At 66.4% G+C, this 23,551-nt stretch carries 21 protein-coding genes and 1 pseudogene; 5 read left to right on the top strand and 17 right to left on the bottom strand.

The window, feature by feature from the left end; all coding sequences use genetic code 11:
• Positions 1-15 precede the first annotated feature (15 nt).
• Positions 16-921: an alpha/beta fold hydrolase gene (locus GJV18_RS09085; RefSeq protein ID WP_160344632.1), complete on the top strand. Its 906-nt coding sequence runs from the start codon at positions 16-18 to the stop codon at positions 919-921.
• Here the strand turns inward: GJV18_RS09085 and rmuC are convergent, their stop codons facing one another.
• The 4 genes from rmuC to GJV18_RS09065 form a co-directional block, all read right to left on the bottom strand.
• A complete protein-coding gene (gene rmuC, locus GJV18_RS09080; RefSeq protein ID WP_160346061.1) occupies positions 922-2,289 on the bottom strand; it encodes a DNA recombination protein RmuC in 1,368 nt (455 codons plus the stop codon).
• A 176-nt stretch (positions 2,290-2,465) separates the two neighbouring features.
• A complete protein-coding gene (locus GJV18_RS09075; protein WP_160344630.1) occupies positions 2,466-2,870 on the bottom strand; it encodes a tetratricopeptide repeat protein in 405 nt (134 codons plus the stop codon).
• 450 nt (positions 2,871-3,320) lie between these two features.
• Positions 3,321-4,073, bottom strand: a complete 753-nt coding sequence (locus GJV18_RS09070; RefSeq protein ID WP_160344628.1) for an RES family NAD+ phosphorylase — start codon at positions 4,071-4,073, stop codon at positions 3,321-3,323.
• 36 nt (positions 4,074-4,109) lie between these two features.
• Positions 4,110-4,478 (bottom strand): antitoxin Xre/MbcA/ParS toxin-binding domain-containing protein, encoded by a 369-nt coding sequence (locus tag GJV18_RS09065; RefSeq protein WP_160344626.1) that lies wholly within the window; start codon positions 4,476-4,478, stop codon positions 4,110-4,112.
• A gap of 132 nt (positions 4,479-4,610) precedes the next feature.
• Here GJV18_RS09065 and GJV18_RS09060 point away from each other — a divergent pair, with 132 nt between their 5' ends.
• From GJV18_RS09060 to GJV18_RS09050, 3 genes are read left to right on the top strand one after another with little or no spacing between them, the layout of a single operon-like run.
• Positions 4,611-7,208, top strand: a complete 2,598-nt coding sequence (locus tag GJV18_RS09060) for a YdbH domain-containing protein (RefSeq protein ID WP_160344625.1) — start codon at positions 4,611-4,613, stop codon at positions 7,206-7,208.
• Between the two features lie 16 nt (positions 7,209-7,224).
• Entirely contained in the window at positions 7,225-7,413 is a 189-nt protein-coding gene (locus GJV18_RS09055; RefSeq protein WP_160344623.1) for a YnbE family lipoprotein, read from the top strand.
• Between the two features lie 11 nt (positions 7,414-7,424).
• Complete coding sequence (locus tag GJV18_RS09050; protein WP_160344621.1) at positions 7,425-7,769, top strand: YdbL family protein; 345 nt, start codon at positions 7,425-7,427, stop codon at positions 7,767-7,769.
• A 63-nt stretch (positions 7,770-7,832) separates the two neighbouring features.
• Here GJV18_RS09050 and GJV18_RS09045 read toward each other — a convergent pair whose 3' ends face one another.
• The 7 genes and pseudogenes from GJV18_RS09045 to GJV18_RS09020 all read right to left on the bottom strand — a co-directional run bounded on the left by GJV18_RS09045 (position 7,833) and on the right by GJV18_RS09020 (position 16,323).
• A complete protein-coding gene (locus GJV18_RS09045) occupies positions 7,833-9,056 on the bottom strand; it encodes a methyl-accepting chemotaxis protein (RefSeq protein ID WP_407692354.1) in 1,224 nt (407 codons plus the stop codon).
• 36 nt (positions 9,057-9,092) lie between these two features.
• Positions 9,093-9,422, bottom strand: a pseudogene (locus GJV18_RS18870) (PAS domain-containing protein); the annotation flags it as partial.
• Positions 9,419-11,692, bottom strand: coding sequence for a putative bifunctional diguanylate cyclase/phosphodiesterase (locus GJV18_RS09040; RefSeq protein WP_160344617.1), 2,274 nt, complete (start codon positions 11,690-11,692; stop codon positions 9,419-9,421). The pseudogene GJV18_RS18870 and the gene GJV18_RS09040, both read right to left, overlap by 4 nt.
• Before the next feature lie 169 nt (positions 11,693-11,861).
• Positions 11,862-12,170 (bottom strand): hypothetical protein, encoded by a 309-nt coding sequence (locus GJV18_RS09035; protein WP_160344615.1) that lies wholly within the window; start codon positions 12,168-12,170, stop codon positions 11,862-11,864.
• Positions 12,171-12,419: 249 nt separating this feature from the next.
• Positions 12,420-14,153 carry a hybrid sensor histidine kinase/response regulator gene (locus tag GJV18_RS09030; protein ID WP_160344613.1) on the bottom strand — a complete coding sequence of 578 codons (1,734 nt, stop codon included), beginning with the start codon at positions 14,151-14,153 and terminating at the stop codon, positions 12,420-12,422.
• Positions 14,137-15,300: an alcohol dehydrogenase-like regulatory protein ErcA gene (gene ercA, locus GJV18_RS09025; RefSeq protein WP_160344611.1), complete on the bottom strand. Its 1,164-nt coding sequence runs from the start codon at positions 15,298-15,300 to the stop codon at positions 14,137-14,139. Before ercA ends, GJV18_RS09030 begins: the two co-directional genes overlap by 17 nt.
• A 54-nt stretch (positions 15,301-15,354) precedes the next feature.
• Positions 15,355-16,323 carry a LysR family transcriptional regulator gene (locus tag GJV18_RS09020; protein WP_160344609.1) on the bottom strand — a complete coding sequence of 323 codons (969 nt, stop codon included), beginning with the start codon at positions 16,321-16,323 and terminating at the stop codon, positions 15,355-15,357.
• 94 nt (positions 16,324-16,417) lie between these two features.
• On the opposite strand from GJV18_RS09020, the gene GJV18_RS09015 reads away from it, so the two are divergent.
• A complete protein-coding gene (locus GJV18_RS09015; protein WP_160344607.1) occupies positions 16,418-17,737 on the top strand; it encodes a D-serine ammonia-lyase in 1,320 nt (439 codons plus the stop codon).
• On the opposite strand, the gene GJV18_RS09010 is transcribed toward GJV18_RS09015, so the two are convergent.
• The 6 genes from GJV18_RS09010 to pqqA form a co-directional block, all read right to left on the bottom strand.
• A complete protein-coding gene (locus GJV18_RS09010) occupies positions 17,707-19,827 on the bottom strand; it encodes an alpha/beta hydrolase family protein (RefSeq protein ID WP_233280086.1) in 2,121 nt (706 codons plus the stop codon). The two genes, GJV18_RS09015 and GJV18_RS09010, sit on opposite strands and share 31 nt — an antisense overlap.
• Complete coding sequence (gene pqqE, locus GJV18_RS09000; protein WP_160344605.1) at positions 19,815-20,969, bottom strand: pyrroloquinoline quinone biosynthesis protein PqqE; 1,155 nt, start codon at positions 20,967-20,969, stop codon at positions 19,815-19,817. The genes GJV18_RS09010 and pqqE overlap by 13 nt, the downstream gene beginning before the upstream one ends.
• Positions 20,941-21,207 carry a pyrroloquinoline quinone biosynthesis peptide chaperone PqqD gene (gene pqqD, locus GJV18_RS08995; RefSeq protein WP_160346059.1) on the bottom strand — a complete coding sequence of 89 codons (267 nt, stop codon included), beginning with the start codon at positions 21,205-21,207 and terminating at the stop codon, positions 20,941-20,943. The genes pqqE and pqqD overlap by 29 nt, the downstream gene beginning before the upstream one ends.
• 83 nt (positions 21,208-21,290) lie before the next feature.
• Positions 21,291-22,043 (bottom strand): pyrroloquinoline-quinone synthase PqqC, encoded by a 753-nt coding sequence (pqqC, locus tag GJV18_RS08990; protein WP_160344602.1) that lies wholly within the window; start codon positions 22,041-22,043, stop codon positions 21,291-21,293.
• Positions 22,044-22,115: 72 nt separating this feature from the next.
• On the bottom strand, positions 22,116-23,030 hold the full coding sequence (gene pqqB, locus GJV18_RS08985; protein ID WP_160344600.1) for a pyrroloquinoline quinone biosynthesis protein PqqB: 915 nt from the start codon (positions 23,028-23,030) through the stop codon (positions 22,116-22,118).
• 48 nt (positions 23,031-23,078) lie between these two features.
• Positions 23,079-23,150 carry a pyrroloquinoline quinone precursor peptide PqqA gene (gene pqqA / locus GJV18_RS08980; protein ID WP_003253598.1) on the bottom strand — a complete coding sequence of 24 codons (72 nt, stop codon included), beginning with the start codon at positions 23,148-23,150 and terminating at the stop codon, positions 23,079-23,081.
• Positions 23,151-23,551 lie beyond the last annotated feature (401 nt).

Below are 23,551 nucleotides of genomic sequence, written 5' to 3'. Positions count from 1 at the left end.
CAGGAGGACGAGACGATGCAGGCAGTGCAGCGGGTCAACAGCGATGGCGTGGAGCTGGCGGTCTACCGCTGGGGCAAGCCCGGTGGCATACCGCTGCTGCTGGTGCATGGTTATCCGGACAGCCACCACACCTGGCTGCCACTGATCGAGCAGCTCCAGGACGAGTTTCAGCTGTTCGCCTACGATGTGCGCGGCTTTGGTGCCTCGGACAAGCCTGCCGGCAACGCCGCCTACCGCCTGCCCCAGCTGGGCCGCGACCTGCGCGCCGTGGTGCGCGCGGTCAGCCCGGACCGGCCGGTGCACCTGATCGCCCACGACTGGGGCTCAATCCAGAGCTGGGAAGCGGTGTGCGAGCCACGCAGCACCGACTTTCTCGCCTCCTACACCAGTATTTCCGGACCCTGCCTGGATCATGTCGGTCACTGGCTGCGCCAGCGCCTGGGTCGGGCCAGCGTGCGCGCCTGGGGTGAGGCCGGCGGCCAGCTGCTGCATTCCTGGTATGTGCTGCTGTTCCACCTGCCCTGGCTGCCGGAGCTGACCTGGCGTCTGGGCCTGGCCAGGGTCTGGCACCGGCTGATCGGTCGCCTGGAAGGGGTGCAGCCAGCCGCCAACCCGAGCCAGCTCAGCGATGCCATCCACGGCATCCGCCTGTATCGCGCCAACTTTATCCGCAGCCTGTTCAGGCCCCGTCAGCGCCATACCCAAGTGCCGGTGCAGCTGATTATTCCGAACCGGGATCTGTTCGTGCGGCCGCAACTGTTCGACGGTTTGCAGCACTGGACCGGACCTTTGCGTGTCCGCGAGGCCCGCGCCGGGCATTGGCAACTGCTGAGCCAGCCGCAGCGGCTGGCCGGCTGGGTGGCCGAGTTTGCCCGGCAGCAGGAAAGCCATGCAACACGGCCCCAGCGCGAGACGGCCTGATCAGTCCCCGGCTGCGCTTTCTTCCAGCTGCGGCAGGCCCGCAGCGCGCTCCAGCAGCTCCGGCGCCAGGCTCTTGCTGGCCCGGGCGCCGAGCAGCTTGAGGTTCTCCACCCGGCTGACGATATTGCCGCGGCCCTCGCACAGTTTGTTGCGCGCCCCGGCATAGGCCTTGTCCAGCTGCTGCAGGCGCGCGCCCATCTCATCCAGGTCCTGAACAAAGGCGACAAACTTGTCGTACAGCGCCCCGGCACGCTCGGCGATTTCCCGGGCGTTCTGATTCTGCCGCTCCTGACGCCACAGGCTGTCGATCACCCGCAGGGTGGCCAGCAGAGTGGTGGGGCTGACGATCACGATATGCTGATCGAAGGCCTCCTGAAACAGCCCCGGGTCAGCCTGTAAGGCTGCGGCAAAGGCCGCCTCGATGGGTACGAAGAGCAGCACGAAATCCAGGCTGTGCAGCCCTTCCAGGCGCTGGTAGTCCTTCAGCGACAGGCCCTTCAGATGGCTGCGCAGCGACAGCGCATGCTGCTTGAGCGCCTGCTGGCGCGTAGCCTCGTCCTCGGCGGCAATAAACTGCTGGTAAGCGCTCAGGCTGACCTTGGCGTCCACCACCACCTGACGCTCACCGGGCAGGCGAATCAGCACATCGGGCTGGAAGCGCTCACCCTCGGCGCTCTTCAGGCTGACCTGGGTCTGGTACTCGCGGCCCTTCTGCAGCCCGGCGTGTTCCAGCACCCGCTCCAGCACCAGCTCACCCCAGTTGCCCTGGGTTTTCTGGCCCTTGAGGGCACGACTCAGATTGGTCGCCTCATCGCCCAGGCGCTGGTTGAGCTGCTGCAGGCGCTCCAGTTCCTTGCCCAGGGAAAAGCGCTCGCGGGCCTCCTGCTGGTAGCTGTCCTCCACCCGTTTCTCGAAGGCCTGGATGCGTTCCTTGAGCGGGTCGAGCAACTGGCCCAGCTGCTGCTGGCTGGTCTCGGCAAAGCGTTGCTCCCGCTCATCGAAGATCTTCCCGGCCAGCTCGGCGAACTGGGCGCGCAGCTCGTCGCGCGAACCCTGCAGGTCCTGCAGACGCTGCTGGTGGCTGTCCTGCTGCTCCTTGAGCTCGGCCGCCAGGGCAGCGCGCTGGGCATCCAGGCGGCGGATTTCACCTTCCTGCTGCTCACGCTGCTGCTGCCAGGCATGGGCCGCCTCGCGGGCAATCTGCCGCTCGTGCTGCAGCAGCTCCGCCTCGCGGCGCAGCGCAGCCAGTTCAGCCTGTTGCTCGACCTTGATCTCGCTGATTTCCACCAGCTCTTCGCGGCAATCGTCGAGCTGGGCGGCCAGGCCGCTCTGGGCCAGCTGGGCATGATCCAGGCGCTCCTGCAGCAGGCTGAGCTGCAACGCCTGGCTGGTCAGGCGCCGCTGCAGCGACCAGGCCAGATAAAGCAGAGGCAGGGCCGCCGCGGTAAAACCGAGCAGCAAGGGGGTCAGCAGCGGGACAAGATCAATGGGCATGGGCAACTCCACAGCAAAGTACTGGGAGTATAACCAGTATCAGACCTGAATCAGAGTTGCTTGAGCAACTGGCGGGCCTGCTCACAACCCTGGCCTGCGGCCAGTTCCAGCCAGTGACGCGCCTGCTGCTGCTCGCTGCTGGACTCCTGGCACAGTTGGCCGAGCTCCAGTTGCGCACGTCGATCACCGGCCCGCGCCGCCTGGCGCAGCAGTTCCAGGCCGATACGCCGATCACGGGCGTTACCGCATTCGCGGCAGAGCATGGCACCCAGGCGGCTCTGCGCCGGCACCTCGCCCTGCAAGGCCGGCTGCTTGAGCAGGCGCCCGGCGAAGCGCTTGACGCTGACCGCATGGCCCAGGCGCGGGCTGTCCAGCAGCCAGAGGGCAACGCGGGTAGGGAGACGTTTGACCGAAGAAGAAGCGGGTGCGGGAATGCGGGTCAGTGCACGAGGCATAAAACACGGAAGGGGTAGCCGGGAAGGCGCGCCACTCTACTCCTTTTTTCGCCGAGGTAAAGCCCTGCGCAGGAGGCCTAATGTCGCACGCTTGCGCGACCCCATTGCAGTCCTCTATATGGGCCGGACCGCGACGCCACTGTGCGCAGCCCGCGATCTAGAGCAAGCGCTTGGCTTAATCCACAGAAGCTGTGGATAACTTCGTGGATAACATGGGCGCAAGCGCCGCCAGCGCCTATGCCTTGGGGGCTTGAGTCAAACTGGCGTTTTTTTCACCAGCTAAAAAAGTTCATATTTTTCATTGACTTATAAAATCGTAACGAAGAATCAAGGGTTTAGCGCAATCACAAAAAGTCGATTGACAAGTCGCCTCGCAATTGTGCACAAGTCCGCCCCCTGGCTGTCCGAAGCGCCCTTTTTGAGGGCACTTTCAGCCTCGCCAAAGCCCTTTCAAGCCGGCAGCGGCAGCTGGCCTTCGAGCAGGAAACCCTGCAACGGGAACAGACGCGGCTGGTCGGGCACCTGGGCATGCTTGAAGGCGACATAGTCAGCCGTGGTTTCGCACAGCCAGGCCTGCAGGTTGCGCGGACGCTTTTCCGCCAGGGCGGCGGGCACGAACAAGGCGACATTGATCCCGGCCTCGGGACAGCGGGCCGAGCGATACTCGAAAGCCTGTACCTCGGCGGCGCGCATGGCGCTGCCCAGGGCCTGACTGGCGGCGTAGTCACGCGGATGCCCCACTGCAGCCTGATAACCGGCAAAAGGCGGGCGTTGCAACTGAATGCCGCGCTGCACCTGATAGCGGGCCTCGAAACTGCTGTGTTCGGAGCGAATACGCCCGCTGGGCGGCGGGTTGGCCATGCCGCTCCACAGCACGAAACGGTAGTAGGCCGCTTCGGCCATGGCCGTTTCCAGGCGCTGGGCGCCGTAGAACAGGCTGGGTTCATGCACCCGGCCAAAGCGCGAGCCCCAGCGCAGCGGTGGGTAACGAAACGGGGTATGCAGCAGGTAGTGCAGCGGCTCGTGGCTGTCCGGCAACGGTGGTTTGCTGTTCTCCAGCAGCTCCTCAAGCAGCGCCTGCTCGGCCAGGGTATCGACCAGCTGCAGGGTGGCCACCTGGGCCTGACTTTCCACCAAGCGCACCAGGCGCCCACGCAGGGGTCTGATCTGCTGTATCCCGTTGCAAACCTGCCAGATATCCATGGGCAGAGACTCCTTGTCCGGCCGGTTCAATGACGCTTAGGCCTTGCCACGAATGGCATCCAGATACTCCATCACCCGAACCAGCCCCTGCACCTGCAACATCAGCTGCAGGGGCACGGCGTGCAGATGGTGGTTATAGGTGCGGAGAAAATGGCGCATATCGTCAAGATCACCGCCAAACAGGGCGAATAGCGAGCGGTAGATACGGATCAGCAGCAGGGCCAGTTCGGCGCTCTTGCTGCCTGCCCGCAGGCCGTTCTCCGCCCAGCGGGGTATCGCCGTGCGGTGCACACCGACAATCTCGGCCAGCTCCTGCTGCGTCAGCCCCAATTGCTCGCGGGTATTGAGCAGTGCCTTGGCCAGTACCCGATCGGCATCGACCTGGGTCTTGAGTAATGCACTCACGCTCACCTCCAGCGTTCATTTACGACAAAACTAGCATCTAATGATGTAAATACACAAACTATCCATGTAACTGACTGGCAGCGGCGCAGCCCATGCAGTAAGTTGCCAGCAACTCACCCAGGATCCATGCCCATGATCGGCCGACGGAGTTGGCTGCCCTTTGTCCTTGTGCTGCTGTGTGCCCTGGCGCTGGGCAGCTATGGCTACTTCAGCGTGCAACGCCAGTTGCAGCAGTACGGCATCGACGTGCAGCAGTTTCAGGGGCTGGGTCTGTCCGCCCGAGGCATCGATTTGCGGGCACTGAGCCTGGCGCAGGGCGACAGCCAGTTGCACCTGCAGGGACTGCACCTGCCCTGGTCCGGCTTGAGCCTGGACGCGCCTTATGCACAGCAGCTGCAGATCAACCAGTTGCACCTGCAGTTGCAGGCGCCGGTTAATGCAGCAGAAGCCAGTGCCCCGGCCACCGGCCTGCACGAGCTGCTGGACAGCCTCGCCCTGCTGCCGGAGCAACTGCAGATCCAGCAGCTGCAGCTGGACCTGCCCTGCCCCCGCGGCCGCTGCTCCCTGCAGGGCGATCTGCATCTGCAACGTCAGGCCGCCGGCACGGATCAGCGCCTGGCGATACGGCTCAATCTGACCCCAGCCACAGGCCCGGCGCTCAATACCCAGCTCCAGCTGAACGGCACTGCCCATGACACCACGCTGCAATTCGAACTGGCGGTGGCCGGACAGCCGCAACTGCAGTTGCATAGCCAGCTCACCCAGAACCGCCAGGGCAGCCAGTGGCAGGGCCGCCTGAGCGCGCCCGAGCTGAGCGCCGCCGACGCCCTGCAAACCTGGCTGGGGCAATGGCTGCCGGAGGATCTGCCGGTGCTGCCACGCGCGCCTGGCGCCGCCCGGCTCAGTGCCGACTGGCAACTGCACCTGCCCCCCGGCCCCCTCGACGCCGCCATGCTGAGCCAGGCCCGTGGCCGCTTCAGCGCCAGCGCCGAACTGCCCGAGGCCTGGCCAGTACCAGGCCTCGGGCAACTGCAGGGGCGCCTCAATCTGGCCTTGCTCAATAGTCAGGGGCCTTGGCTGGCCGAGGCCCTGGATGGCCAGCTGCAGCTTGACCAGCCCAGCGCCCAGCTGCTGGCCCAACTGCCAGCCGAGCTCAGGCCCGAACGCCTGCTGCTGCGCCTGCAAGCCGGCCAGGCGCCAAGCGATCTGCGCAGCGAACTGCAGGGCCGGGCCCTGCCCCTGACCTTCAGCCTGGAGGGCCAGGGGCCGGCCCCCTTCCAGCTACAGGGCCAGCTGGCCCTGGCCAACACCGCGCCCTGGAGCCTGCAATGGCAACAAACCCGCCTGCAGGCCAAGACGCCTTCTCTGACACTCGCGGACCTGCAGCTCAAGCGCCTCGAACTGCAGCTGAGCCTGGACGGCTATGCCGACGCCCAGCAGCTGAGCCTGCAGGTGGCAAGCGACTCGCAGCTGCGCCTGGGTCAGCTGCAGTATGCCGACAGCCGCCTGCAGCAACTCAGGGCCAGCAGCAGCGGGTTACAGCTCAGCCTTGCCTACCCGGCAGACGCCCCTCTGGATTGGCAGCTGCAAGGCCCCTTGAGCCTCACCCTGGACAGCCTGCAACAGCCCCAGCTCAAGCCCCAGCGCTGGACCCTGCAAGGCCGGCTGCAGGCCACCGGCCAGCAGCAGCGCCTGAGCGGCAAGCTGGGCAACGCCGCTGGCCTGGCCCTCGATCTGGAGCTGCAGCACACCGCTGCCAGCGGCCTGCAACTGGATGCCCGCCTGGCCGAGATCTTTCTGCGCGGCGGCAACCCGCTGCAGCAGAGCCTCAGCGCCTGGCCGCCGCTGCTCAGCCTGAACAATGGCCGCCTGAGTGGCCAGGCCAGCCTGCGCCTGCCCCCCGGCGCCCACCTGCCCGTGATGACAGGGCAAGTAGAGGCCAAGGGTCTGGCCGGGATCTATGACCGCAGCGAGCTGAGCGGCCTGGATCTGCGCCTGCAACTGCGCAGCGATGGCCGTCAACTGGCCCTGGAGCTGGACGAGTTGCATCTGGCCGAGATCAACCCCGGCCTGCCCATCGGCCCGTTGCAACTCAGGGGCCGCTATCAGGCCGCCACGGCCCAGCCGGATAAAGGCCTGCTGCAGATTGACCAGGCCCACACGGCGCTGCTGGGCGGTCAGGTACTCCTGGCACCCGGACAATGGAATCTGGCCGATGAGGCGCTGCTGTTGCCCCTTGAGGTGCAGGGCGTGGAACTTGAGCAGCTTTTTATCCTCTACCCCACAGAGGGATTGGCCGGCAGCGGCAGCCTGGATGGGCAGCTGCCGCTGCGTATCGACGCCAGCGGCGCAAGCATCAGCCAGGGTCAGCTCAGCGCGCGTCAGCCCGGTGGCCGGCTGCAGTTCCAATCCGAACGCATCCGCGCCCTGGGTCAAAGCAACCCGGCCATGCAGCTGGTGACCCAGTCCCTGGAGGATTTTCGTTATCAGGTGCTGAGCAGTCAGCTTGACTATGATCAGCAGGGCAAGTTGAACCTGGCCATGCGCCTGGAGGGGCAGAACCCGGCGATCGAACAGGGCCGGCCGATTCATTTCAGCATCAACCTGGAGGAAGATATCCCCAGCCTGCTGGCCAGCCTGCAATTGACCGACAAGGTCAACGAGGTGATCCGCCAGCGCGTGCAGCAGCGTATGCTGCAGCGCCAGAACACCTTACCCAGTGCGCCATAACCCGAGGAGATGCGCCATGCGCCTGCGTTGCCTGACCATCCTGCTACTGGGCCTGCTCGGCACGGCCTGCACCCCCACGGTGCAGCTGGCGATGCCCAACGAGCCGATCAACATCAACCTGAACGTGAAGATCGAACACGAAATCTATATCAAGGTGGATAAAGCCCTGGACAGCATGTTCAGCGAATCCAGCGGACTGTTCTGAGGAGCCCGACCATGAGCCTGTATAAACGCTTCGCCAGCCTGTTGCTGCTGCTCAGCCTGAGCCTGTCGGCGGCGGCCCTCGACCTCAACCAGGCCATGTCGGCCCTGGGCAATGCCAAGGCCAGCGGCCAGCTGGGCGAGATGCCCAACGGTTACCTGGGGGTGGTCAAGCCCGAAGGCCAGGCGGCCGAGATCGCCCGCCTGATCAACCAGGCGCGGCGCGCCGAATACCAGAAGCTGGCCAGCCAGAACGGCATCGCCCTCAGCGACGTGGAAGCCATCGCCGGGCAGAAGGCCATCGACAAGACCCCCGCCGGGCACTACATCCAGGTGCAGGGCAAGTGGCTGCGCAAGTAGCCGCCCACCTACCCGAGCGATCACCCGAGTAAGCGCAGCGCAATTCGGGCGAGTCTCTCCCCGCTACATCACCCGGCGCTCCCCCCAGAACTGCTCGGCCAGCAGCTGCAGGCGCTCGGCCAGGCCCGCCACATGGTCGGCGGCATTGCGGCTCTGATCACTGGCCACCACCGTCCCGTCGGTGGCCTGGCGGATGCCGTCCAGGTTGCGCTGGATGCTGTCGCCCACCGCACTCTGTTGCTCCACCGCCGCGGCAATCTGCACGCTCATGTCGCTGATCTCGGCAACCCGCTGGTTGATCCCGTCCAGGGCCTGGGCCGCCTGCATGGCCTGCTCGACACTGGCCCCGGCCTGGCTGTGACTGCGCTGCATGGCCTGTACCGCCTGGGCCGTGCTGGCCCGCAGGGTTTCGATGGTCTGCTGGATCTGTGCGGTGGATTCCTGGGTGCGTGAGGCCAGGCCGCGCACCTCGTCGGCCACCACGGCGAAGCCGCGCCCGGCCTCCCCCGCCCGGGCCGCCTCGATGGCGGCATTGAGGGCCAGCAGGTTGGTCTGCTCGGCAATGCCCTGGATCACCGCAAGCACCTGGTTGATTTCCAGGCCATGGCGTTCCAGCTGATGGATGACCGCGCTGCTGTGCTGCACCTCGCCGGCCAGGCCATCGATCTGCTGACGGGTCAGTTCGACCATCTGCAGGCCACGGTCGGTTTCCTGATTGACCAGGCTGGCCGCCGCGGCGGTGAGCTGGGCATTGCGCGCCACCTCCTGCACGCTGCACGCCAGTTGGCCGATGGCACTGACCACCTGGGCGGTTTCCCCCTGTTGCTGGACGCTGGCGCTGTTGCTGCCATCCACCGCCGCCACCAGCTCGGCCGCCTCCTGGCGCAGCTCCCGCGCCGAATCGGCCATGCGCCCGACCACGGCGCGGGTTTCGGCCTTGAGCATATGCAGGGCGAAGTCGATCTGGCCGAAGGCATCACTGCGGCCGGTGTAGAGCAGCTGGCTCAGGGGGTTGTCGGCGATACCACGGGCCTTGCGCACCAGCAGATCAAGGGGGCGCAGGCTGTGCAGCAGCCAGCCGCCCTGGAGCACAGCGAGCAAACCGCTCAGCAGCGCCGCCTGGCCCCAGTCCAGCACCCCGGCCAGGCCCAGGCTGAGGCAGCAAGCCAGGCCCAGGGCAGCATTGCTCAGGGCCTGGCGTGGTCCCGGCGCCAGCCGTGGCGGGCGCAGCGTCCGCGGCGTCTTGCCGGCGCGCAGCTGGGCATACAGGGCTTCGGCCGCCGCCACCTGCTCGGCGCTGGCGCGGGTGCGCACCGACTGGTACTCCAGCAGCTGGCCGTCCTGCAGCACCGGCGTGGCATAGGCGCTGACCCAGTAGTGATCACCATTCTGGCAGCGGTTCTTGACCAGGCCCATCCACGACTGGCCGGCCTTGAGGGTCTGCCACATATGGGCGAAGGCCGCCGGCGGCATGTCCGGGTGACGCACCACGTTATGGCTCTTGCCCAGCAACTGGCTCTCGGCAAAACCACTGATGCCGATGAAATCGCTGTTGACGTAGGTGATCACGCCCTTGGCATCGGTGGTGGAGAGGATATTGGCGCTGGCCGGAAATTCGACCTGGCGACCGCTGACCGGGAGATTGATTTTCATTGTTGTACCCGACTCCTTGGCAATGTTGAGGATGACCGTGCAAACACCTCAGGCAGCGCCGCAACGGCGCCGGCAAAGGCTCCCGGACGGCCGAGCAGCGCCTGCAGCTCGGCGCCAGGCAAAGGCTTGCTGAACCAGTAGCCCTGGGCGTAGTGGCAGCCCTCATGGCGGACAAAGTCCAGCTGGGCGTCGCGCTCCACGCCCTCGGCCACCACTTCCAGCCCCAGGCTGTGGCCCAGGCCGATAATGGCGCGGCTGATCGCACTCAGTTCGCCATCGGCCGGCGTACCGCCGATAAAGCTCTTGTCCACCTTGAGGATGTGCAGCGGGAAGCGCTTGAGATAACCCAGGGAGCAGTAGCCGGTGCCGAAATCGTCCAGGGCCAGGCGCACCCCCAGGCTGGCCAGCTCGCGCAGGCTGACCAGGGTCTGGGCGGTGTCCTCCATCAGCTGGCTTTCGGTGATTTCCAGGATCAGGCTGGCCGGCGGCAAGCCGCTGTCCTGCAGGATGTCGATCAGCCTTGGAATAAAACTGGCCTGCTGCAGCTGGCGGCTGGAGATATTCACCGAGCAGCGCAGCTGGCTCTGGCCCGCCAGTTGCCAGGCGCGCACCTGGCGACAGGCCTGCTGCAGCACCCAGTCGCCGACCCGGACGATTTCCCCGGACTCCTCCAGCGCCGGGATAAATTCCAGTGGCGAGATCAGCCGCTCGCCGCTGCGCCAGCGTAACAGCGCTTCCACCCCGGCCAGTTGCACCTGCCCCTGCTGCAGCTGGCAGATGGGCTGGTAGTGCAACTCCAGCTCGCCGTTGTCCAGGGCCTGGCCCATGGCCGACTCCATGTCCAGGTGGTGCTGGGCCGCGCGCTGCAGCTCCTCGCTGTAGCGGGCGAACTGCGCCTTGCCCGCAGCCTTGGCGCGATACAGGGCCAGATCGGCGGCCTGCAGGGCGTCCAGGGGCTTGCCGCGTTCCTGCAACGGGGCGATGCCGATGCTGGCGTTGACCACCAGGGTACGCTCGTCCAGGTGCAGCGGATGATGCAGGCCATCGAGGATGCGCTGGGCCACGCGCTCGGCATCGCCGGCACAGGCCAGATCGTCGAGCAGCACAACGAATTCATCGCCGCCAAAGCGAAACAGCTCGTCCCCCGGACGCAGGCAGGCCTTGAGGCGTTGCGCCACCTCCACCAGCACGCGGTCGCCCACAGCGTGGCCGAGACTGTCGTTGATCAGCTTGAAACGGTCCAGGTCGACGAACAGCAGCGCCGCTTCCCGGGCGCCGACCTTGCCCTGGCGTAGCAGAGCCTGCTGCAGCTGCTCGTCCAGGCGCATGCGGTTGGCCAGGCCGGTCAGCGGGTCGTGACGGGCGGCGTGCTGCAGGTGCTGCTCGGCGCTTTTGCGTGCGCTGATATCGGTCTGCGAACCGGCCATGCGCTGCTGGTCCGGCCCGCTCGCCTCCGCCACCCCGCGCACCAGCACCCAGGCATAGTCACCGTCGCGCTTGCGCATGCGGTATTCGTGATGCAGCAGAGCGGTACGCCCCTGCAGGTGGGCCTCGATGGCCTGGCGCAGCCCGGGCAGATCATCCGGATGGACCCGGCTGAACCAGCCCTGACTGGCATCGCCAATGGCCTCGCGGCTGATACCGAGCATGCTGGCCCAGCGCTCCGAGACGTACAGCCGATCCTGCTCCACATGCCAGTCCCAGAGGCCGTCGTTGGCCCCGCGCAGGGCCCGGGCAAAGCGTGCCTCGCTGTCTTCCAGGGCGCGATGCTGGGCCGCGCTGTAGGTATCCAGGGCCAGGCTGATGTCGAAGAACACCGCCTTGAGCAGGCTGGCGTAGAGCTGATGCTGCGGGTGCCCGGTGAACAGCTCGCCGAGCATGCGATCCAGATACAGACGGTAGGCCCCCAGGTACCACTTCAGCTCCAGGCCCACCTGCTGGTGGATCATGCCGATGCGCAGGCGGCCGTTGACATACTCTTCATCGAACTGACCGCGCCACAGATCCTGGTAATAGCTGCCCTGGCTGTGCTTGAGGCGCTCGATGGTCTGCGGCGACTGCAGCAGGGCCGCCGGGGTGGCGAAATTCTGCAGATGGTCATAGAGCTGATCGACAAAGGCCTGCTGCGCCGGGTCCATGGCCCCCGCCATGGCGGCCAGGCGCTGGGCATCCTCCGCGCTCCATTGCAGAAAGCTCAGCCGCTCGGCCTGCTCCTGCGGGCCCAGGTGCAGGCGCCTGAGCAATTCGGCGAAATCCTCTTTTGTTCTCATTGTTCCTCACCGCCCTGTGGGTCTTTTCCTGGGCATAAAAAAAGCGCCAGGGTCGAACTTCAAACAATCGAAGTTCGACCCTGGCGCTCTGTCTTTCAGGCCCTGTGTCCTGCTCGGCAAAGCCGGCCATCGCCCTCGGGCGATGCCTACCGCAGCCATATCTACCTGATCAGGCTGGCTCTGACAACTCCCTGAGCAGGTCATGCAGGCGGCTACGGGCCTGGGCCACGGCCTTGGACTTGAAGGCATGGCGGGTGCCGTGCAGCAGTTCGACCACCTCCTGCAGGGTGGCCTGCACCCGCCCGGCCTGCCCCAGGTGCAGCTCGCCCAGCCAGCGGCACAGCGGCGCCTCGCTACAGGCCCGCGCCTCGCAGAACACCTGCTCGGCCGCCACCTGCCCGGCCAGCAGCTCACGCATCTGCTCGACCAGTTCCGGGTCGTTGCAGAGCACTTTTACCTCGTCTCTGAAACTGCACATCGCCAGAGCCTCATGAAAAAGACTATGCCTCTATTAAGTGTTGATGAGTCGCCCCAGCACTTGTAGGAGCGGCTTGAGCCGCGAATATCGCGGATAAATCCGCTCCTACAGGGGCGCAACAACTCACGGAGACACGGCCTCGTGGAAAAGGCGCCTTTGTATACCGCCACCAGCGAGCGGCGGTTGATGCAGGTCAAAGGCGCCCGCCATAGCGGCAAATTGCCACCCTGGTGGCGATGGATGGTTGCCCTACTGGTTGAGCAGCTGGCTGAGACTGGCGCGCAGCTTGCCGGGCTTGACCGGCTTGTTCAGCAGCGCCACGCCCAGGGCCTGCAGCTCGCGGCGGCAGGCATCGCTGCGATCGGCGCTGATCACCAGGGCCGGGATGGCCTGCTGGAAATGCTCGCGCAGCGCCTGCAGCACCTCGGCGCCAGTGATGCCGTGGTCCAGGTGATAGTCGGCCAGGATCAGCTCCGGCGCCTGGCCATCGAGCACCTGCAGCGCCGCCGGCAGGTCGAGGGCGGTGAGTACCTGGCAGCCCCACTGCTCAAGCAGCAAGGCCATGCTGTCGAGGATGCTCTGTTCGTTATCGATCACCAGCAGGCGCCGTCCTGGCAGGGGGTCGCCCGTGACCGGCAAGGCGGGCTGCGCCGCAACCTGACGCACAGGGGCCTGCAGCGCCAGGGGCACGCGAATGCTGAACAGCGAGCCCCGGCCTGGCTGCGATTGCACCCGGACCGGGCAATCGAGAATACGCGCGATCCGCTCGACGATGGCCAGCCCCAACCCCACGCCCTTGCGCTCGGCGGCGCGGCCACGATCCAGCTGATTGAATTCCAGAAAGATCTGCGGCAATTGCTCGGCGGCAATGCCGATGCCGGTGTCCCACACCTGCAACTCGGCCCAGGCGCCCCGCCGGCGCACGCCCAGCAACACGCCGCCGCGCTCGGTATAGCGGCAGGCATTGCTCAGGAAGTTGCGCAGGATGCGCGTCAGCAGGCGCGCATCGGTCCGCACACTCAACGCCGGGATGCGCGCGCGCAGCTGCAGGCCGACGGCGGCGGCCACCGGCTGGAACTCCGAGGCCAGGGGTGCGAGCAACTCTTCCAGGCTGTAGCTATCCAGATCCGGCCTGACCGCGGCCTGGTCCAGCTTGGCGATTTCCAGCAGGTCGCTGAGCAGGTCTTCGGCGCCTTCCAGGGCCTGCTGGCTGCGCTCCACCAGATTCAGCTCGGCACTGGGCAAGGCCCGCTCGCGCAGGGTGGCGATCAGCAGGCGTGCCGCATTCAGTGGCTGCAGCAGGTCGTGGCTGGCCGCGGCCAGGTACTTGTCCTTGCTGCGGTTGGCCGCCTCGGCGGCGTCACGGGCCTCACGCAGATCCTGCTCGATGCGCCCGCGCTGCTCGATCTGCAATTGCAGGGCAAGGTTGGCCTCCTGCAGTTCGGCCGTGCGCGCCAGCACCCGTTGCTCCAGTTCGTCATTGAGTTGCTGCAGGCGCTGCTGGGCCTGCTTGCGCTCGGTGATATCGGCGACAAAGCCCTCGAACAGGCCCTGCTCCCCTGGCTTGAGCAGCAGGTTCATCAGGACCGTGATCACCGTGCCGTCACGCCGGCGCAGCTCGGCCTCATGACCATAAAGGCCACCGGCCTGTTTCAGCGCGGCTCGAATGCGCTGCAGCTCGGCCTCGCCACCGACGAACAGCTGTGCGGCCAGGTCCGGGGGTTCGGCCAGCAGGGCCTCGGGGCTGGGGTAGCCGAGCATTCGCGCCAGGGCCGGGTTGGCCGCCAGCAGGCCCTGCTGCAGGCGGGCCTGGAAGATGCCGTGCACGGCGTTCTCGAACAGCCATTTGTAGCGGTTGCGCTCGGCTTCCAGCTCTTCCAGGCGGGCCAGCAGCTCGGGGTAGTGGCTCTTGCGCTGGGACTGGCTGCTCAGGCCCAGCAACCCGGCCAGGGCCTGGTCCGGGTTGTCAGAGGGCCTCGCCATAGACCACCTCGACATCGCGCTGGCTGGACTGGCGCGGGTTGGTGAGGATGCAGGGGTCGTGCATGGCATGGCGCGAGAGGAAGGGAATATCGCTGCTGCCCACCCCGTGCAAAGCCAGGGTCTCGTTGAAGCCCACGGCATGCTTGAGGTCGATCAGGTGCTGCACCAGGCGGGCGCGGATCTGCACATGACTGAGGCCGCGGCAGTCGATGCCCAGGGTCTCGGCGATCAACTTGAAGCGATCCGGCGCGGCGTCATAGTTGAAGGCCACCACATGCTCCACCAGCACCGCGTTGCACAGGCCATGGGGCAGGTCCAGATAGCCGCCCAGGCTGTGGCTCATGGCGTGCACCGCGCCAAGGATGGCGTTGGAAAAGGCCAGGCCGGCCTGCATGCTGCCAAGCATGATCTTTTCGCGCAGCAGGATATCGGCGGGGTTGGCGATCATCTGCACCAGGTTGCCGTTGATCAGGCGCATGGCCTCCAGGGCATGGCTGTCGGTCAGGGGCCCCGAGCCGGTGGAGACGAAGGCCTCGATGGCGTGCACCAGGGCGTCGATGCCGGTGCAGGCGCTGAGAAAGCCATCCATGCTCAGGGTGGTCTCCGGGTCGATCAGCGACACGTCCGGCACCACCGCCTTGCTGACGATGGAAAATTTCATGCGTTCCTGCTGATTGGAGATGATCACGAACTGCGACACGTCCGCCGAGGTACCGGCGGTGGTGGGGATCAGAATCAGCGGCGGGCTGGGCACGCGCAGGGTGTCCACGCCCTCGAACTCGATGATGCTGCGGCCATGGGCGACCACGATGCCGATGCCCTTGGCGCAGTCCATGGGGCTGCCGCCGCCCACCGCGACGATCACGTTACAGCCCTCGCTGCGGTATAGCTCGGCGCCGCTCATCACCTCTTCCACCCGTGGGTTGGGTGACACCCCGGTGTACAGGCAATACTCAAGGCCCTGGGCCTGCAGGCTGGCCTCGATATCGGCGACCCAGCCGGCGGCCTGCACCCCGGGGTCGGACACCAGCAGCACCTTGCGCGCGCCGAAGTTGCTGGCGACGTTGCCGACGTTATGCCGACAGCCGGCACCGAAGATGATTTCCGGGGAAACGAACTTGCGCAAGGCAGAAAAAGCCTGGCTCATACGGCAGCCTTTTATTGTTATGAATGAACACCGGCAGCCTACTGCATACACCGCTCATTGCAATACGACCGCCGTAGTAGGTCCGGGCGCAGCCAGCAGCTGGCTGCGCTGGCGCTGGAACGCCGCGCCGCTGGCGGCCAGCCAGTCACCGACCTGGGCGGTGGCGGCATGCGCCTGGGGCGGGCAGATAAAGTGATAGCGCGCAGGGCTCTGCACGCACAGGCCGAACAGGTCGACCAGGCGGCCGGCGGCAATGTCCTCCAGCACCAGAGCGCTGCGCCCAAGGGCCACGCCCTGCCCGGCCAGCGCGGCGGCCAGGGCCAGTTGCGCCAGATTGAAGCTTTGGCCCTGCTCAAGATCGCCGCGCGGTGCGCCCACCGCACCCAGCCAGTGCTGCCATTCGGCAAAGGGCGCCGCCCCGGCCCAGGGGCTCTGGTCATGCAGCAGCAGGCTGCCGCGCAAATTCTCCGGGCCACGCAACTCCGGGTGAGCCGCGACAAAGGCCGGGCTGGCCACCGGCAGCAGCCACTCATCGAGAAAGGCCCGGGCAGCCAGATCGGGGTAATGGCCCAGGTCGAAGCGCACCGCGGCGGCAATGCCCTCGGCCTGCATGCGCCGATGATCCAGGGGGTGGAACTCGCCATACACGCGCAGCCCCACCCCGGGATGGGCGCGGAAGAAGTCACCGAGGCGCGGCGTCAGCCAGCCCATGGCAAAGGACGGTGAGCAGGACAGCACCAGCGGCCCGGCCGGGTCCTGGCGCAGCAGCCCCAGGCAGCTGTCGATGGCCGCGAAGGACTCGCCCAGCACCGCCCGCAGGCGCTCGCCATTGGCACTCAACAGCAACCCCCGGGGCTGGCGCAGAAACAGCGGCTGGCCCAGCCACTGCTCCAGCTGCTTGACCTGCTGGCTGACCGCACCCTGGGTGATGCACAGCTCGGCAGCGGCGCGGGTAAAGCTCAGGTGCCGGGCGGCGGCTTCGAAACAGCGCAGCCAGCTGAGCAGCGAGGCGGACAAGTTCATTAGTTTTACTAATCCATATAGCAGTATTAGCGGTTTGCCGAATCGGCCGCTCGGGTCGACACTGCAGGGCTCACCCGCAGCCGGATACAGCACCATGCACGAGATGTCACAAGATCACCTGGAACAGTCCCTGAGAAGTGCCCAGCCGTTGCTCTGGTGCAACCCGCGCTTCCAGCCCGAAACGGCGGCCCAGGCGGACACCGGCATTAGTCTAGCTGACGTTAGAGCGGCCCAGGCACGCTTTCAGCGCTGCGCCCCGCTGCTGGCCCGGCTGTTCCCGGAGCTGGCGGCCAGCGCCGGGCGCATCGAATCCCCCCTGCTCGCCACCCCGGCCCTGCAACAGGCCCTGAACCTGCCCGTTGGCAGCGGCCGGCTGTGGCTCAAGGCCGATCACAGCCTGCCGGTGGCCGGCTCGATCAAGGCCCGCGGCGGCATCCACGAGGTTTTGGAGTTCGCCGAGGGCCTGGCCCTGGCCGAGGGCCTGATCACTCCGGGTGACGACTATGGGCGACTGGCCGAGGCGCCGGCGCGGGCGCTGTTCGGCCGCTACCGGGTGCTGGTCGGCTCCACCGGCAACCTCGGCCTGAGCATCGGCATCATGGCCGCCGCCCTGGGCTTTCGCGCCGAGGTGCATATGTCGGCCGACGCCAAGGCCTGGAAGAAGGCGCGCCTGCGCCAGCACGGGGTGAACGTGATCGAGCATCTGGGCGACTACGAGGAAGCGGTCGCCGCCGGGCGACGCCAGGCCGAACAGGACCCCTTCTGCTATTTCGTCGACGACGAGCGCTCGCCCTCGCTGCTGCTCGGCTACAGCGCCGCCGCCCTGCACCTGGCCGAGCAGCTGACGCAGGCCGGGATCACCGTGGATGCCGAACACCCGCTGTTCGTCTACCTGCCCTGCGGCGTGGGCGGTGCCCCGGCCGGGGTGGCCTTTGGCCTGAAGCAGCTGTTCGGCGCCCATGTGCACTGCTTCTTCGCCGAGCCGACCCAGTCACCCTGCTTTCTGCTCGGCCTGGCCGCCGAGCCCGGGCAGTTGCCGTCGGTGTATCAGCACGGCCTGGACAACCGCACCGAAGCCGATGGCCTGGCCGTGCCACGGGCTTCGGCCCTGGCTCTGGAACTGATGCGCCCGCTGTTGTCCGGGGTATTGACCGTGACCGACGCACAGCTGTTCAGGCAGCTGTACCTGGCCGGCAGCAGCCAGGGCCTGCGCATCGAGCCCTCGGCGGCAGCCGGCTTCGGCGGCCCCGCCCTGCTGTGCCAGAGCCCCGCCGGCCGCGCCTACCTGGCCCGCCACGGCCTGCAGGCGGCCATGCCCCAGGCCAACCACCTGCTCTGGACCACCGGCGGGCTGTTTGTGCCGGAGGCCGAATACCAGGATTTCTATGCCCGCGGCGCGGCGCTGCAGGCCTGATAGAAGGCACACTCCTCGGCCAGCGCCATGGCCAGATTGGCGGCCTGACGAAAGCCGTGGCGCTCCTCGCGGAACAGGTGGTACTCGGCCAAGCGGCCACGCTGGCGCAGGGCTGCCACCATGGTTGCGGTCTGCTCGGGCAACACCACTGCGTCCAGGCCGCCCTGGAAGAAGATCACCGGGCTCTGGATGCGCCCGGCCTGCAGCAACGGCGTGCGCGCCTGGTAACGCTCCGCGTCGCGCTCGGGATCACCGATCAGCCAGTCCAGGTAATCGGCCTCGAACTTGTGGGTGACCCGGCGCAGCGCCAGCGGGTCACTGACCCCATAGAGGCTGGCGCCGCCGCACAGCCCCGGCAACTCGGCCAGGGCAAGCAGCGCGCTGTAGCCCCCGGCACTGGCGCCGCGAACAAAGACCCGCGCCGGGTCGATGCGCCCCTCAGCGGCCAGCTGGGCGATGGCGGCGCGGATATCCTCGACCTCCAGCGCCCCCCACTGCCCAGCCAGACGCAGACGGTAGGCACGGCCATAACCGCTGCTGCCACGGTAATTGAGATCGAGCACGGCGTAGCCACGCAAGGTCCAGTAGGCGATGCGCGGATCGAACACCGGGTAGCAGGCCGAGGTCGGGCCGCCGTGCAGGAAAATAACCAGCGGCGGCGGTTTATCCCCAGTGGCCGGTTTGTAGAAAAAGCCATGGCAGCGCTCGCCCTCGCCCACGGCACAGGCGAGGGGCTGCGGCCAGGAAAGGTGCGTGTCGCTCAATGGACACTGACCACCGGCCAGTATGCGCACCGCGCCATCGCTTCGGCTTATCGCCAGCACAGCCGGCAACCGGTTCGGTGAGGCGGCGATACAGTAGTAATGCTCTGCATCCGCCGCCAGGGCGCGAAAGCGCGTAAAACCCTCGGCCAGACGCTGTGCGTAGGGTGTCGCGGGGCCGCCTAGGCGGTGCACACCCATGCCTTCTGCGCCGGTATCAATGGTGCGCACGGCGCACCCTACCAACACCCCGACACCCTGCTCGAAGCGCGTGAGCAGCATCTCGCCGTTGGCCAGCGGCAGATAGCTGCACCCGCCCAACTGCCAGGGCGCAGGCGCATGATCGTAGGGTGACGCGGGGCCGCCCAGGCCGTGCGCACCAACTTGTTCAGCGTCAAGACACCATGGCTGCCACCAGCCGCTGGTATCACTCAGGACCCAGAGTCGCCCCGCAGGATCAAAGCGCGGCTGCTGCAGGGCCTGGTCATCTTGCGCGCCGGCCAGCACGCTGACGACGCCCTCTGAATCGCGCCGGCAGAGTCGGGTCGCCACCCAGGGCAGACTCGGCCTGCTCCACTCGATCCAGGCCAGTTGCCGACCATCGCGGCTGGCCACCGCGCCGGCATAGAAATCGGCGCCCTCCACCAGCACCTGGCGGCTAGCGTCCAGGCCGATGCGCACCAGGCGATGCACCACGGCTTCGCCCTCGTGGCTTTCCTCCAGCGCCAGCAGCGCCTGCCAGGCCGGTACAAAGGACAGCTCGCCATAGCGGCAGTGGCTGCGAGCCGTCAGCGCCAGAGGCTTAGCAGGCCGTTGAAAAACTACCTGCGTGGGCAATCCTGCGTTAAAAACGGCCTCAAAATGCTCATTTACAACACGTAAACTCCGCTTTTTCGGCCGTTTCTGCCTTGTCTTGCCTGCCTCGCCTACGTTTTTCAACGGCCTGTTAGCCCCCGTAGGAGCGGCTTCAGCCGCGAAGCCCTTGGTCTCAACGCGGTTCGCGGCTAAAGCCGCTCCTACAGAAGTGTGCGCCATTGCCAGGTGGTAGATCTGCTGATCGGCCTCGTTGACAAAGGCCACGCCCCGCTCCGTGGCGCAGCAGGCACCGCCGCCGTATTCATAGACCCGGCTGCGCACGGAAAACCCAGGCGACGTCAGCTCACGCGCCAGGCCATCACGCCAGTAGAACAGCCCGCAACGGGCCTGGGCCGGATCGAAGGCCACCCACAGCAGGCCACCATGGGCGGCGTGCAACTCGGCGAAATCCACACTGGCCGCCGCGGCCTGTTCGGCGCTCCAGATCGCGTCCGGGTCGATCACACCTTGCATATGATTCGCGAGGCTTTTTCATTGCGATACTGCAACTGCTCCAACCCCAGTGGCGCGTCTTCGGCCTGCTGGCGGGCGGCGAGGATCACGCCATGGTGGGCCGACTTGCTGCATACCGGGTCGGCGTTGCTGGCATCCCCGGTGAGCATAAAGGCCTGGCAGCGGCAGCCGCCAAAGTCGCGGTCCTTTTCATCGCACGAGCGGCACGGCTCGGGCATCCAGTCGTCGCCGCGAAAGCGGTTGAAGCCGAAGGAATGCCGCCAGATCTGCTCGATGCTGTGCTCGCGCACATTGGGAAACTGCACCGGCAACTGCCGTGCGCTGTGACAGGGCAGCGCGGTGCCGTCCGGGGTGATATCGAGGAACAGGTTGCCCCAGCCATTCATGCAGGCCTTGGGCCGCTCCTCGTAGTAATCGGGGGTGACGAAGATCAGCTTGCACGGATGGTTCTGCGCCGCCAGCCTGTCGCGCCACTCATTGGTGATGCGCTCGGCGCGTTCCAGCTGGGCCCGGGTCGGCAGCAGGCCGGCGCGGTTGAGTTCGGCCCAGCCGTAGAACTGACAGGTGGCCAGCTCGACGAAATCCGCCTCCAGCTCCAGGCACAGCTCGATGATGCGTTCGATATTGTCGATATTGTGCCGGTGGGTGACGAAGTTCAGCACCATGGGGTAGCCGGCCGCCTTGACCGCACGGGCCATGGCCAGCTTCTGGGCGAAGGCCTTTCTGGAGCCGGCCAACAGGTTGTTCACCTCCTCGTCGGCGGCCTGGAAGCTGATCTGGATATGATCCAGGCCGGCTTGCGCGAACTCGGCGATACGCGCCTCGGTCAGGCCGATGCCGGAGGTGATCAGGTTGGTGTAGTAACCCAGGTCGCGCGCGGCCTTGATCAGCTCGGCCAGGTCCTGACGCAGCAGCGGCTCGCCACCGGAAAAGCCCAGCTGCGCCGCCCCCAGCTCACGGGCCTGGCGAAACACCTCGATCCATTCGGCGGTTGAGAGTTCGGCGCCCTGCTGGGAAAAATCCAGCGGGTTGGAACAGTACGGACACTGCAGCGGGCAGCGGTAGGTCAGCTCGGCCAGCAGCCACAATGGTTGCCCCACCTCTACGCCCGGTTTAGCGAAGCTCGATCCAGAACTGTGCATGGGCCACCTCCATAAAGGCGAGGATGTCTTCCTCGATACCGGGAACATCGGGGAAGCGCTGGCGCAGCTGGTCGATGATCTCGACCACCGAGCGCTGGCCGTCGACCTGCTGGAGAATCTCCCCGGCGCTGTCGTTGAGCTTGATCATGCCTTCCGGGTAGAGCAGTACATGGCAGCCCTGAGCCGGTTCGAACTGCAGGCGAAAGCCGCGGCGGATAACGGGGATAGTGGTCAGCATGGGTTCGACCTCCAGGGTGCGCATGGCGCACCCTACGGGCTGTGCATCGGTAGGGTGCGCCGCGCGCACCGCTGGATTGAGGCTCATAACGCGATCCCCCGATGCCAGACCCGCTCGGCCGTCACCGTGTGGTAAGGCGGGCGCTCCAGCTCGTAGGCCATGCTCATGGCATCGAGCATGCTCCACAGCACATCCAGCTTGAACTGCAGAATGTCCAGCATGCGCTGCTGCGCCTCGACCGTGCGGTAATAGGCCAGGGTGATGCGCAGGCCATGCTCGACATCGCGACGCGCTTCCTTCAGGCGCTTGCGGAAGTAGTCATAGCCGCCGGCATCGATCCAGGGGTAGTGCTGCGGCCAGGCGTCCAGGCGCGACTGATGGATGGTCGGTGCAAACAGCTCGGTCAACGAGCTGCTGGCCGCCTCCTGCCAGCAGGCGCGGCGGGCGAAATTGACATAGGCGTCCACGGCAAAGCGCACCCCGGGCAGCACCAGCTCCTGGCTCAGCAGCTGCTGGCGGTCCAGTCCCACCGCTTCGCCCAGGCGCAGCCAGGCCTCGATACCGCCCTCCTCCCCCGGCGCGCCATCGTGGTCCTGAATACGCTGTATCCACTCGCGGCGGGTGTCGCGGTCCGGGCAGTTGGCCAGGATCGCCGCATCCTTGAGCGGAATGCACACCTGGTAGTAGAAGCGGTTGGCCACCCAGCCCTGGATCTGCGCGCGCGTGGCGCGACCCTCGTACATGGCCTGATGGTAAGGGTGATGGGTGTGGTAGTAGGCGCCCTTGGCGCGCAGCGCCTGCTCGAATTCGGCGGGGCTCATGGCGGGTTGGCTCATCAAGACTCTCCGGTGCTTTGCTCCGTAGGGTGCGCCATGCGCACCGCGTTCATCAGGTGCGCACGGCGCACCCTACAGATCGATGCTCATGCCATCGAAGGCGACCTCGATGCCCCGGGCGTCCAGTTCGGCGCGCTCGGGCGAGTCCAGGTCGAGAATCGGGTTGGTGTTGTTGATATGTATGAGGATCTTGCGTTTGCCCGGCAGCCCGTCCAGCACCTCCAGCATGCCGCCGGGGCCACTCTGCGGCAGATGACCCATCTCGCTGCCAAGCTTGTCGCCCACCTCGCAGACCTGCATCTCGTCGTCGCGCCACAGCGTGCCGTCCACCAGCAGGCAATCGGCGCGGGCCATCCAGGCCAGCACCTGCTTGTCCATCTGGCCCAGGCCGGGGGCGTAGAACAGGCTGCCGCCCGTGCGCATATCCTCGACAAACAGACCGATATTGTCGCCAGGATGCGGGTTGCCGCGGTGCGGCGAATACGGCGGCGCGCTGCTCAGCAGCGGCACGGCGGTGATGGCCAGTTCCGGGCAGGCGGCGATGCTGAAAGGCTCGCAGTCCAGGCAGATCAGTTGATGCTGCAGGCCGCCATTCCAGTGGCTGAGCATGGTGAACAGGGGAAAGCCGCTGCTCAGATCCTGATGGACCATCTCGGTGCACCAGACCTGGTGCGGGCAGCCTTCGCGCAGGGTCAGCAGGCCGGTGCAGTGGTCGATCTGGCTGTCCAGCAGGATGATCCCGGCAATCGCCGTGTCGCGCAGTTTGCGCGCCGGCTGCAGGGCCGGAAAGGCGGCCAGCTGGCTGCGGATATCGGGGGAGGCGTTGCACAGAATCCACTCGCTGCCGTGATCGGACAGGGCAATGGACGACTGGCTGCGCGGCTGCGCGCGCAGACTGCCATCGCGCACACCCCGGCAGTTGCGGCAATTGCAGTTCCACTGGGGAAATCCGCCGCCGGCGGCGGAACCGAGAATCTGGATATGCATGGCAGGTTACCGATTGGGATGCCCCGGACCAGCCGGGGCCAGGGCGGGTCAGCGATTGGCGAAGTACATGGTCACTTCGAAACCAATGCGCAGATCGGTAAAGGCGGGTTTAGTCCACATGGCGCGGTCCTCTTGTTATGAATGCCGGCGAATTCCGGCAGTGCTAGTTATGCACCCCGAGGGCCCTGGGCAGAATGGTACTTTGGGAGGAAGCGGGGCTGGCTTTGGTAGGTAGCCCCACTACGCCACCGCTGCGTAGGCTGGATGACGCTCTTTTCATCCACCCGCGATAACCACGGTGGATGGCTACGGCCATCCACCCTACGGCTGCATTCCGGCGCGCAGCACAGAGCGTGAAGCCCGGTGCGCAAGGCGCACCCTACGCCACCCGAGCGCGTAGGGTGGATGACGCTCTTTTCATCCACCTGCGATAACCATGGTGGATGGCTACGGCCATCCACCCCAAGGCTGCATTCCGGCGCGCAGCACAGAGCGTGAAGCCCGGTGCGCAAGGCGCACCC

The organism is Pseudomonas xionganensis, assembly GCF_009763245.1.
GTDB lineage: Bacteria > Pseudomonadota > Gammaproteobacteria > Pseudomonadales > Pseudomonadaceae > Aquipseudomonas > Aquipseudomonas xionganensis.
This window is presented reverse-complemented; position numbering and strand designations above follow the sequence as displayed.

Bases quoted from the DNA above. Each gene is read 5' to 3' on its own strand.
- GJV18_RS09040 (WP_160344617.1), bottom strand. From the start codon at position 11,692: ATGAGAACAAAAGAGGATTTCGCCGAATTGCTCAGGCGCCTGCACCTG.
- GJV18_RS09075 (WP_160344630.1), bottom strand. From the start codon at position 2,870: ATGCCTCGTGCACTGACCCGCATTCCCGCACCCGCTTCTTCTTCGGTC.
- pqqC (WP_160344602.1), bottom strand. From the start codon at position 22,043: ATGAGCCAACCCGCCATGAGCCCCGCCGAATTCGAGCAGGCGCTGCGC.
- ercA (WP_160344611.1), bottom strand. From the start codon at position 15,300: ATGAGCCAGGCTTTTTCTGCCTTGCGCAAGTTCGTTTCCCCGGAAATC.
- GJV18_RS09020 (WP_160344609.1), bottom strand. From the start codon at position 16,323: ATGAACTTGTCCGCCTCGCTGCTCAGCTGGCTGCGCTGTTTCGAAGCC.
- GJV18_RS09030 (WP_160344613.1), bottom strand. From the start codon at position 14,153: ATGGCGAGGCCCTCTGACAACCCGGACCAGGCCCTGGCCGGGTTGCTG.
- GJV18_RS09060 (WP_160344625.1), top strand. From the start codon at position 4,611: ATGATCGGCCGACGGAGTTGGCTGCCCTTTGTCCTTGTGCTGCTGTGT.
- GJV18_RS09055 (WP_160344623.1), top strand. From the start codon at position 7,225: ATGCGCCTGCGTTGCCTGACCATCCTGCTACTGGGCCTGCTCGGCACG.
- GJV18_RS09035 (WP_160344615.1), bottom strand. From the start codon at position 12,170: ATGTGCAGTTTCAGAGACGAGGTAAAAGTGCTCTGCAACGACCCGGAA.
- GJV18_RS09015 (WP_160344607.1), top strand. From the start codon at position 16,418: ATGCACGAGATGTCACAAGATCACCTGGAACAGTCCCTGAGAAGTGCC.
- GJV18_RS09010 (WP_233280086.1), bottom strand. From the start codon at position 19,827: ATGCAAGGTGTGATCGACCCGGACGCGATCTGGAGCGCCGAACAGGCC.
- GJV18_RS09085 (WP_160344632.1), top strand. From the start codon at position 16: ATGCAGGCAGTGCAGCGGGTCAACAGCGATGGCGTGGAGCTGGCGGTC.
- GJV18_RS09050 (WP_160344621.1), top strand. From the start codon at position 7,425: ATGAGCCTGTATAAACGCTTCGCCAGCCTGTTGCTGCTGCTCAGCCTG.
- GJV18_RS09070 (WP_160344628.1), bottom strand. From the start codon at position 4,073: ATGGATATCTGGCAGGTTTGCAACGGGATACAGCAGATCAGACCCCTG.
- pqqD (WP_160346059.1), bottom strand. From the start codon at position 21,207: ATGCTGACCACTATCCCCGTTATCCGCCGCGGCTTTCGCCTGCAGTTC.
- pqqE (WP_160344605.1), bottom strand. From the start codon at position 20,969: ATGCACAGTTCTGGATCGAGCTTCGCTAAACCGGGCGTAGAGGTGGGG.
- pqqB (WP_160344600.1), bottom strand. From the start codon at position 23,030: ATGCATATCCAGATTCTCGGTTCCGCCGCCGGCGGCGGATTTCCCCAG.